Raw genomic sequence first — 9,975 nt, forward strand, 5'->3', positions numbered from 1 at the left:
CGACCCGCGGTTCGATCACCTACGGTGTCGACGTCACGGACCCGAGGCGCTCCAGCAACTCCGCTACCCGCGCGCCGTCGTACTCGTCGCCCACCGTGACCACACTGCCGACACGTGACCCGAGCGAGTTCACGCTCGCGTCGATCGAGGTGGGGTCGACACCCTCCTGCTTCGCCAACACCCACCGGTACGTCGCCAACTGGACGCGGTACCGCTCGTCCGTCTCGTCGGTCCCGTCGGCGAACGCGACCTTCAGGTCCTCGATGCGCCACCTGTCGCCGTCTCGCAACACGAAGTCGGCCTGACCACGAACCTCGACGTCGGCGCCGTCGACGCGGACGACCGTCTCCAGTGGTTCTTCGACGAACACCGCGTCGGCGGCGGCGATCCGGTCGAACAGCGCGGAGGCCGCGAACTGCGGGAGGATCGTCGTCGCGAGGTACGACATGATCGACGCGCGCTCGTCGTCTGGGATCGCCCCGAACTCGCGCTCGTCGCGCCGACACGCCCACTCGATACTGGCCATCGCCGCGTCGCCGCCCTGCCGGAGCGTGCGTTCGGAAACTCCCTCGCGGACGGCGCTCGCGATGGTGTCGTGGGCGATCCGGCCGACGCGCCCCGGCGGCACCGTCTCGAAGTCGAGGCCCAGATCCGGGTCGAGGTCGCCACTCTCGGTGTCTAACTGCGCGTGCAGCAGGTGGTCGAGCACGTACCGCTCGTGGTCGTCGACCAGCGGCGCGAACGTGCTCGGGTTCAGGAACCGCGGAAGCCACTCGCGTCGAGGGCCGTCGCCGATCTGGGTCGGAGCCGCCCGTGGACGACCCGAGGACCGAGGCCGCAACTCGGGGACGGTGTCGAGGGGGCTCCGTCCGGGCGCGTCGTTCTCGGAGACGAGCACGGCTGACCCGTCGACCGTGACGCTCCTCGTCATCTTCCGTGCGTCGCTGCCCACCCCGAGGGCCGACCCCAGCGCGTGACTCCACGACCGCGTCGGGTCCCACTCGTCGCGCCGCTCGACTGGAACGACGAGGTGGTCGCGCGCTCGCGTCGCGGCGACGTAGCCGACCCGCCAGTGCTCGGCGCGGTTGGCCGCCGCGACCGCCGCGAACGGCGCCGGACCGGCGAATCGCGTCGCGGTCGGGTCGTCCGTCCGGATCCGATTGGTCGCCCACCGGAGGCCCGAGGACCGGCTAGGCGGCTGGGCTGGCGACTGGTCCGTATCCTGGGCGAACAGGCCGTGATTGTAGGCACACAGCGCCTGTGTACTGGCGCCAGTCGCGTCCTCGATATCGGGCGGACACACCGCCAGCGTCTCACCGTGGGCGACCACGGAATTCCGGTAGGCCGTCCCGTAGCGTGCATCTTGCGCGGGGTCGGCGAGCGCGACGACGCCAGCCTCGTCGCCTTTGAACGTGTGGACCGTCCGGAAGACCACGTCGTGCGCCGCCGTGTCGACTGCGAGGTCCGGCCCGTCGCCGGGAGTCCCGTCAATCGCGGCGAGTCTCTCGACGACGGTCGGGAACCGGACGTCCGCGCCGTCGAGTGACGCGACTTCCTCGACGAGCGCGTCACGCACGCGCAGTCGCTGCTCGGGTGTCGCGTCGGGCTGGAAACCCAGCGGGTCGGTGTGTGGGTCGAGCAGCCGACAGACGCGCCGGGCGAGCGCACTCGCCGACTGTCGTCTGCGATCGGCCGTGTCGGTGGCGAGGGTTGCCAACTCCTGGAGCACCGTCGCGGCGACTCCATCGCACGCCTCGGCGGCGGCAGCCGCGTGCACGTCCCACTCGTGGTCCTCGATAGTCGGCGCGAGCGTCTCGCGGACCTCGCCGGCGTTCGCGAACGCCGAGGCCGTCAACAGGCGTCGCGTCCGCGGCTCGTCGGTCGGGTCGACGAGCCACTCGAACAGCGCGACGACCGCGCTGGCGAGCGGCGCGGCGAACACTGGGGTGGCGACGCCGACCGACAGGCCATTGGTCTCGAAGGCGTCCCGAATCGCGTCGAGTTGGTTCGTACCGCGGAGGAGCATTTGGATGGGTCGGCAGTCGTCCGGGTCGCCGAACTGTCCTGCCGAGAGCGCCCCCCGGATGTACGTCGCAAGCGCGCCGGCAGACCCTTCTCCGTCTCTCGGGTTGTGCCAGTTACTGATGTGGGTTGCACCGGTCGTCGGCGTGAACGTCGGGACGTGGACGTGCGGCTCGTCCGTGTCGTCGCGGACCGGGTCGAGAGCCTCGTAGGTTGCCCCGACGGCGGGGTCGACGCCGCGGCTGTCGTCGGTGAGCGCCGGCCCGAACACGCCGTTGACCAGTCGTGCGAGCGCCGGGCGCTGCCGGTACGTCGTCGTGGCTGGCTCGACTTCGTGGGTGTCCCACTGGTGCCCGAGGTACTCGCCGTCGGCGATCGCCTGCCCGAACAGCGTCGGACTGGCGTTGCGCCACGTGTAGATGGTCTGGAAGGGGTCGCCGTACAGCACGACGCGTGCGTCGTCGGTCACGAGCGGTGTGAGCGCGGCGTGTTGGCCCGCGGAGACGTCTTGCGCCTCGTCGACGACCAGCAGGTCGATCCGCGAGCGCCACCGCTCGCGCAGACGGTCGCGACGAGCGGCGACGAGGTGGTGGTCACCGTCGTCTGCGTGCCGGTGGGCACACTCGGGGTCGTCGAAGTAGCGTGCGACCCAGTAGGCGCGGTCGATGTGGCTCATGACGTTTCGCTCGCGCGTCACCCGGTCGTAGGCGGCGACGTACGCGCGGTAGACGGCGACGAGGTCGTCGATCCGGTCGCCCCACTCGGCGTACAGTCGCCGGTCGGCGTCGACGACGGCGTCAGGAGCGTGTGCGAGGTCGGCAGCGCGCAACTCGGCGTCGGTGTCGTCGAACCGACGGATGTCGCGCTCGATGTCCGCCAGCGACGCGGGCGGGCCGTCCGGATAGCACGCGTCACGCCCCTCGCGGAGCCGTCGCCCCACTTCTCTGCCGTCCCACCGCTGGTCGCGAGCACTCTTGAACACCGTCTCGAGGATCGACGCGACGCGGTCGTCGTCGTCGTCAGAGCGCTGTGGATACGCCGTTCGGAGCCGCTCGACTGCGGCGGCGAGGTTGGGATCGGTGGTGACAGCCTCGAACGCGCTCGCGTGGAGTCGGTCGGCCGCGTGGCCGTCGACCACGCGCACGTCCGGGTCGAAGCCGAGTTCGGGAGCGACGTCGTCGAACACCCGTTGGAGGACGGCGTCGATCGTCCCGACGGTCGACGAGCGCCGCAGCGCGGCGATCACCTCGTCTGCGTCCGCGGCAGTGAGCCTCGCGCCGGCGTCGGTCGCGTCCGTGTGGACGAGCCACTGGATCCACTCGGTGATCTCCGGAAGCAGGTCGTTGGCGGCGTCGCGGTTGAACGCGGTGACTGCGAGGCCGGCGGTCGGGCGGGCGACGCCGGCGGCGGCGCGCCGGACGACGTACTCCGCGGCGAGTCGACTCCCCGCGTACGTCTTCCCCGACCCGGGCACCGACGACTGGACGAAGAGGCCGGTGTCTGCCGACAGCGCCGCGTCGACGAGTCGTCTCTGTGCGTCGTTGAGGTCGTCGCGGTCTGGAGGGGCCTTGGTGGACGACGAGGGCATACACCGTTCGTGTGGCCCCACTAGGATAACGGTGCGCCAACCGTGGTGGAAGTGAACGGCGTCGGCGGGGCGGGCGCGTCCGATTCGAGTGACTCAGTCCCACCCTCCTGTCCGTGCTCTCCTGGACGACCCGATTCAGCGATCTGCGTGTCCTACTCTATCACTAAGTCCTCTGCTGTCGATGTGTTCAACCAATGACGAGTACCGAGGACGTCGATCGATATCGTCGAAATCGACAAGACGAGATCGACAGCGCGACCGTCTACGATGCGATGGCTGGCGCCGAATCGCAACCCCAGATCGCGACGGTGTACCGGCGATTGGCGGAGACGGAGCGGACCCACTCGGAATTCTGGGCCGAAAAGATTCGCGAGGCCGGCCACACGCCGGGAGACGTCGCCCCGACCCTGCGAGCCAGCGTGCTCGCGTGGCTTGCCCGTCGATTCGGCCCCGCGTTCGTCGTCTCCTCGATGCAAGCCGGTGAGGCAGTGGGGGCGAGTGACTACGCGACGCAACCGGAAACCACCGGAACCGGACTGGCCGCCGACGAACGCTCCCACGACCGGTTGCTGTCGCTCATCGCAGAGACGCCTGGAGACGGTGCGCGGGGAGAGACACTCGCACAGCTCGAAGGTCGCCACCGTGCGACCAGCGGAAACGCGCTCCGTGCAGCCGTGCTCGGTGCGAACGACGGGCTCGTCTCGAATCTCAGTCTCGTGATGGGCGTCGCCGGCGCCGCGCTGGAGTCGACGGCGATTCTGATCACGGGGCTGGCCGGACTGCTGGCTGGTTCGGGGTCGATGGCGATGGGTGAGTGGCTCTCGGTCCAGAGTTCACGCGAACTGTACCAGCGACAGATCGGCATCGAGGCCGAAGAGCTCGCCGAGGTCCCCGAAGAGGAGGCCGAAGAGCTGGCCCTCATCTACCAGGCGAAAGGACTCTCCGAGGAACGCGCCCGAGAAGTCGCCGCCCAGTTGATCGCCGACGAGGAGATGGCGTTGGACACGCTCGCTCGCGAAGAGCTCGGCATCAACCCTGAGGAGCTGGGTGGCTCTGCGTGGGAGGCCGCCGCCACCTCGTTCGTGCTGTTCGCGTTCGGTGCCATCGTCCCGGTCCTCCCGTTCTTCGTCCTCCGTGGGCTGGCTGCCGTCGCAGCGAGTCTCGTGTTGAGCGCGGGGGCGTTGTTCGTCATCGGCGCCGGGATCACGCTTCTGACCGGCCGGTCCGTGTGGTACTCCGGCTTCCGACAGGTCGGCATCGGGCTCGCCGCCGCGATCCTCACGTACGGTGTCGGGAGCCTGATCGGCGTGACGCTCGTCGGTTGAGCGGTGTTCGAGGGTGGCTGGGCGCGTCGGGGCGTCTCCGCACCGCCTGTCACACCACCACACGGCCGAGGTCGTCGAGCCGCTCGGTCGCCGTCGCAAGATCGTCCTCCTTCACGAGGACGTGGTCGGTCGAGTACGACGAGAGCGCGAAGATCGAGACGCCCACGTCGGCAAGCTCTCCGGCGACGAGCGCGAGGAAGCCGACGAGGTCGAACGGGAGTTCCATCTCGAAGGTGAGGCGCCGCCAGTCGCGAGCTACCTCCGTCGCAGCCGCCGGGGCGCCTGCATCCTGGTCGACGACGACCGTCGTCTCAGTCTCGTCGCGCAGGACCGCGAACGCCGTTGGAGGGGGTGTTGCCCCCGGGTCCAGCCGACAGACCGCGTACGTCTCCGGCGCGACCCGCACCGTTCCACCGTCGAGATACTCGTGTGCGTCCACTCCGTGCCCGACGCGGCCGGGGGCCATAACCGTGGCCGGCGCCGTGCGTCTCTGTGTGTGCATCGGTGGACTCGTCCACAGCACCGTCACCGACTTGTGGTCCCGTGGGCTGTCTCGTTCGAACAGCCTGGATCCACGGATCCCGGGACGATCTACTCCTCCGCTTTGGGAAACGCCGGGTGGTAGGTGACGACACCGTCTACGTCATCTACCGCACCTCCGTGCAACGGGTAGACCATGAACTCGTCGTCGACCCCGAACTCGTTGCCGAGTCCGTAGTCGCTCGCCCGTTCGAAGCCGAAGCGGGCGTAGTACCCGGGGTCGCCCAACACGGACACCGCGTCGACGCCGGCCTCCCGGCACCGCTGTATCCCCCAATCAGCGCCGAGCCGACCCCCTGGCCCTGCCGATCTGGTAGCACACCGACCGGCCCTAACCCGACCAGTTCGACACTCGCTCCGTGGTCGTCTACGCTCGTCGGGGAGAACAGGACGTGGCCGACGATCTGGTCGTCTACAGTCGCCACGAGCGAGACCACGGCCTTTCGAGCGTCGTGGATTCGCTGCACGATGTACGACTCCACGGTCTGCCCGCCGAACGCACGTCGATGCACCTCGAAGACGGCGTCGGCATCTCTCGGGGTGAACGGTCGTACCTTCATGAATCGTGCACTGACGCTGGAGACGCGGTCCGTGGTACAAATCGTGTTCGGTGGCGCCCTGCTCTGTCCCGTCTCGTCTTGACCACTACCGAGGGCCGCACCTGTGTACGACCGCGATGCCGTCTCGCCGCCGTCACCAGCGCGTCACACCCTTGACCGCACGGGTTGGTGTCCCGCGACGATGGCGTGGAAGTTGTCGAACACGCGCTTCGCCTCCCGGGCGGTGGCGACGTTCTCGTCGTTGATCCCGTCCAGGACCGCCTGGATCCGCTCGTCCGGGAGGTCCTTGCCCTCTGTCACCCACTCCGCGGTCTGTCGGTCGTACTCCGGGTGGAACTGGATGCCGTAGGCGCTCCCGACGCGGAACGCCTGCACACCCACGTCGTTCCTCGCCAGCGTCGTCGCGCCCGGCGGGACCTCGGCGACCCGGTCGGAGTGGGTCTCGAAGCTGACGAACTCAGTCGGGAGTCCATCGAACAGCCGGTCCTCTCCCAGTCGCGAGATCGACTCGTACCCGAGTTCGTACTCCAGCATGTCCACGACGCGCCCGCCGAGCGCCTGCGCGACGAACTGGTGCCCCCAACAGATTCCGAGAACGGGGACGTCGGCCTCGTGGACGCGACGGAACCAGTCGGTCAACTCGTGGATCCACTCGCGGTCGTCGTACACCGCCGCCTGCGAGCCGCTGATGACGACGCCGTCGAACCGCCAGTCCGGACTGGACACCGACGGCGGCAGGTCGCCGTCGCTGGCTTTGAACACGGTCACGTCGGCGTCGAGTTCGCGACGAAGATTTGCCTCAGCGGGCGTGTCTCCGAGCGACGCGTCGACGACCGCGATGCGTTGGCTCATGGTTACGTGTACGCTGGCACGCCGGATATAGTTTGGTGAAAATTGCACAACACCAAAACCACCTCTCCCCGCTCGACCACTGGGAGATTCAGACATCCCCCGGTCAGAAATCGGTGCGCCGAACGCGACTGGAGCCGAATCGCCGTCGCGTCAGTCGGCGGTCGTCGGCTCGGAGGACGCCGACTCGTTGCGGAGTTCGCGGATACTGCTGAGGATGACGGCACCACTCACCAACAGCGCTGCGCCGAGGATGATGACGAGGCTGACCACGTCGAAGAACTCGATGCCGAGGTAGCCGCCAACCTGGCGGACCGCGACCGCGAGTGCGCCGAGCAGCAGCATCACGCCGAAGTACACCTTGATGTCGTCCTCGTTCACCAGACTCGTCGCGCCCGCGCCGATGCGGGCACCGAGCGCACTGCCCGCCAGCAGCGGGACGACGATAGAGAGGTCGACCGCGCCAGATTGGGCGTACAGGAACGACCCAATCCCGCCCGAGAAGACGATCTCGAACAGGTCAGTCCCGACCGCCACGGGGACAGGAACCCCGACGAGGTAGAACAGCGCGGGCATGCGGATGAAGCCGCCGCCAACACCGAGGAACCCGGACAACAACCCGGTCGCGAACGCGACGGCGAGCACCATCCACAGCGAGACGGTGAAGCCCCCGCGCACCGAGATCATCGGCGGGATGTGATACGACTGGATCTTCTGAGCGATCGCGGGAATGTCGTCCGCGTCGTCGTCAGTCTCGTCGACGTCGTGGGAGATCCCACCGCCACCGCCCTTCATGGCGGTGTAGGTGACGAACGCACCAATCGAACCGAGTAGCCCCACGTACGCGACGCTGACGACGCTGTCAGCGAGTCCGATGTGTTGGAGGTACTCCAATCCGATCTTCCCAACTTCGATCCCACCAGTTGTGCCCGCGATCATCAAGACCCCGAGTTTGTAGTCGACCTGTCCCAGGTCACGGTGCTTCAGTGTCGCGATGACGGAGGTACCGAACACGAACGCGAGGCCAGAACCGACCGCGACGTTCGCGTCGTAACCCATCACGAGGAGTGCGGGCGTGACGAGGAACGATCCACCCATTCCGAAGAACCCGAACAGGACACCGATCAGCAGGCCGAACCCCGCGAACATCGCGAGGAGTTCGACCGCGACGCCGAGAATCTCCATCTCAGACACCTCTGAGCAGATCGGTGATTCGCTTTCCGAGCGTCGATTCCAGCAGCCCGTACCCGACGTACAGGACGATAGCCTCGGCCAGAACGAGTCCGATCAGCGCCGCCGCGAGCGCGTTCCCGCTCAGACTCTCGAGCCCCAGCATCAGGCCCCACCCCGGGGCAGTCTTGTGCGCCTCATGTGATCTTCACGTCTCTCCGTATCCGGAGGACGGATATAACGGTTTTGCAATCGTGGTCCAATACTGTATCTGTGTAACCCACCGATAGGGATGTGTAAGTTATGGGTAGCTACGACAGTGGCGAAGCCGGGCGAACGCGGGAAGACGGTGACGGGTCTCGAGCGTGCAAACCCGCCGGAGGGTCAATCACGCCGCGACTGAGAGCCGATGGATTCGACGCCCAAAAATTGGGAACCAAGCGCAATACTAACAACGCCACTCGTCGTACACCCACCTGTAACAATGAGCGAACGAGCGACAGAAGTCGACAAGACTGTCGATGCGACGGGTGCTGCGTGCCCAGGGCCGTTGATGGACCTCATCGGGGCAGTCAAGCGGGCGGAGTCGGGTGCGGTGATCAAACTGCTGAGCGACAACGACCAGTCGACGACGGACGTCCCCGAGTGGGTCGACGAGTCGGGGAACGAGCTGATCGAGACGGTCGAGGAAGACGGCCGGTACGAGTTCCTCGTGAGGAAAGCATGACCGAACACGTCGTCATCGTCGGTGCCGGAACCGGGGGGAGCGTCTTGGCGAACGACCTCGCCGAGCGGCTCGACGCCGAGATCGACGCGGGCGACGTGCGCGTAACGCTGATCAACGACGACCCGGAGCACGTCTACAAGCCGGTCTGGCTGTACGTCCCGTTCGGGCTCCGCGAGCCCGAAGACGGCAGACGGGCGCTCTCGGAACTGATCGACGACCGGATCGACCTCGTGCTCGACCGGGTCACGGCCATCGACACCGACGCGAAGGAGTTGGCCGTCCGCGACGGCGACGCACCCGTCGAGTACGACCGCCTCGTCCTCGCGACGGGGTCGACGCTCCAGCCAGCGGAGGTGCCAGGGCTCGTCGACGGCGGGCACGACTTCTACAGCGAGCCGGGGGCCGAAGCGCTCCGCGAGTTGCTGTCGTTCACCGAGGGGCACCTCGTGTTGAGCGTGATCGGTACGCCCCACATGTGCCCCGCGGCGCCGCTGGAGTTCGTGTTCATGGCCGACGCGTGGTTCCGCGACCGCGGGCTCCGCGACGACATCGACATCACGTACACCTACCCGATCAACCGGGTCCACGGGAACCCCCAGATCGCAGAGTGGGCCCAGCCGAAGTTCGAAGAACGCGACATCAACGTCGAGACGTTCTTCAACGCCGAGTCGGTCGACCCCGACGCACAGACGATCGAGTCGATGGAGGGGACGGAACTGGAGTACGACCTGCTCGTCTCGATCCCGCCCCACGCCGGCGTCGACATGATCGCGGAGGCCGGACTCGGCGACAACGGCTGGGTCGACGTCGACAAGCACACGCTGGAAGCGCAAGCCGCCGACGACGTGTACGCGCTCGGTGACACCGCGGCGACGGGCGTGCCCAACGCCGGCAGCGTCGCCCACTACCAGGCCGGCGTCGTCGCCCAGCGCCTCGCCAGCGACCTCCGGGGCCGCCCCGCGACGGCGACGTACGACGGCAAGACGCTGTGTTTCATCGAGACTGGGATGGACGAGGCGTCGTTCGTGGAGTTCAGCTACGACCGCGCGCCGTCGCCGGCGCCGCCGTCGACGAAGCTCCACTGGTCGAAGCTCGCGTACAACGAGTCGTACTGGCTGACCGCACGGGGGTTACTGTAAGATGGCCGACTCCGAAGCCGTCCACCGGGACGAACTCGCGGACGCCATCGCCGAG

The 9,975-nt window shown here is 67.6% G+C and carries 9 protein-coding genes and 1 pseudogene; 3 read left to right on the plus strand and 7 right to left on the minus strand.

The features are described 5' to 3' along the window. Positions 1–19 precede the first annotated feature (19 nt). The gene (locus tag P0R32_RS17845; protein WP_276239757.1) at positions 20–3,610 is read right to left on the minus strand and encodes a UvrD-helicase domain-containing protein; all 3,591 of its coding nucleotides are present in this window, start codon (positions 3,608–3,610) and stop codon (positions 20–22) included. Positions 3,611–3,804: 194 nt separating this feature from the next. On the opposite strand from P0R32_RS17845, the gene P0R32_RS17850 reads away from it, so the two are divergent. Beyond that, positions 3,805–4,935, plus strand: a complete 1,131-nt coding sequence (locus P0R32_RS17850) for a VIT1/CCC1 transporter family protein (RefSeq protein WP_276239758.1) — start codon at positions 3,805–3,807, stop codon at positions 4,933–4,935. A gap of 49 nt (positions 4,936–4,984) precedes the next feature. Here the strand turns inward: P0R32_RS17850 and P0R32_RS17855 are convergent, their stop codons facing one another. From P0R32_RS17855 to P0R32_RS17880, 6 genes and pseudogenes are all read right to left on the minus strand, one after another. Continuing rightward, on the minus strand, positions 4,985–5,374 hold the full coding sequence (locus P0R32_RS17855) for an ACT domain-containing protein (protein WP_276239759.1): 390 nt from the start codon (positions 5,372–5,374) through the stop codon (positions 4,985–4,987). A 152-nt stretch (positions 5,375–5,526) separates the two neighbouring features. Then, positions 5,527–5,706 carry a hypothetical protein gene (locus P0R32_RS17860; protein ID WP_276239891.1) on the minus strand — a complete coding sequence of 60 codons (180 nt, stop codon included), beginning with the start codon at positions 5,704–5,706 and terminating at the stop codon, positions 5,527–5,529. Positions 5,707–5,810: 104 nt separating this feature from the next. Beyond that, positions 5,811–6,035 (minus strand): annotated as a pseudogene (locus P0R32_RS17865) (GNAT family N-acetyltransferase); the annotation flags it as partial. A 144-nt stretch (positions 6,036–6,179) separates the two neighbouring features. Then, on the minus strand, positions 6,180–6,887 hold the full coding sequence (locus P0R32_RS17870) for a type 1 glutamine amidotransferase (protein WP_276239760.1): 708 nt from the start codon (positions 6,885–6,887) through the stop codon (positions 6,180–6,182). Between the two features lie 150 nt (positions 6,888–7,037). Further along, on the minus strand, positions 7,038–8,069 hold the full coding sequence (locus P0R32_RS17875) for a sulfite exporter TauE/SafE family protein (RefSeq protein WP_276239761.1): 1,032 nt from the start codon (positions 8,067–8,069) through the stop codon (positions 7,038–7,040). Position 8,070: 1 nt separating this feature from the next. Further along, positions 8,071–8,220, minus strand: coding sequence for a DUF7512 family protein (locus P0R32_RS17880; protein WP_276239762.1), 150 nt, complete (start codon positions 8,218–8,220; stop codon positions 8,071–8,073). A gap of 318 nt (positions 8,221–8,538) precedes the next feature. Between P0R32_RS17880 and P0R32_RS17885 the strand changes: the two genes are divergently transcribed. Further along, the gene (locus P0R32_RS17885; protein WP_276239763.1) at positions 8,539–8,781 is read left to right on the plus strand and encodes a sulfurtransferase TusA family protein; all 243 of its coding nucleotides are present in this window, start codon (positions 8,539–8,541) and stop codon (positions 8,779–8,781) included. Then, a complete protein-coding gene (locus P0R32_RS17890; protein WP_276239764.1) occupies positions 8,778–9,920 on the plus strand; it encodes an NAD(P)/FAD-dependent oxidoreductase in 1,143 nt (380 codons plus the stop codon). The genes P0R32_RS17885 and P0R32_RS17890 overlap by 4 nt, the downstream gene beginning before the upstream one ends. The last annotated feature ends 55 nt before the right edge of the window (positions 9,921–9,975 follow it).

Source organism: Halobaculum marinum (genome assembly GCF_029338555.1).
GTDB lineage: Archaea > Halobacteriota > Halobacteria > Halobacteriales > Haloferacaceae > Halobaculum > Halobaculum marinum.

Bases quoted from the DNA above. Each gene is read 5' to 3' on its own strand.
- P0R32_RS17890 (WP_276239764.1), top strand. From the start codon at position 8,778: ATGACCGAACACGTCGTCATCGTCGGTGCCGGAACCGGGGGGAGCGTC.
- P0R32_RS17850 (WP_276239758.1), top strand. From the start codon at position 3,805: ATGACGAGTACCGAGGACGTCGATCGATATCGTCGAAATCGACAAGAC.
- P0R32_RS17845 (WP_276239757.1), bottom strand. From the start codon at position 3,610: ATGCCCTCGTCGTCCACCAAGGCCCCTCCAGACCGCGACGACCTCAAC.
- P0R32_RS17875 (WP_276239761.1), bottom strand. From the start codon at position 8,069: ATGGAGATTCTCGGCGTCGCGGTCGAACTCCTCGCGATGTTCGCGGGG.
- P0R32_RS17880 (WP_276239762.1), bottom strand. From the start codon at position 8,220: ATGCTGGGGCTCGAGAGTCTGAGCGGGAACGCGCTCGCGGCGGCGCTG.
- P0R32_RS17870 (WP_276239760.1), bottom strand. From the start codon at position 6,887: ATGAGCCAACGCATCGCGGTCGTCGACGCGTCGCTCGGAGACACGCCC.
- P0R32_RS17885 (WP_276239763.1), top strand. From the start codon at position 8,539: ATGAGCGAACGAGCGACAGAAGTCGACAAGACTGTCGATGCGACGGGT.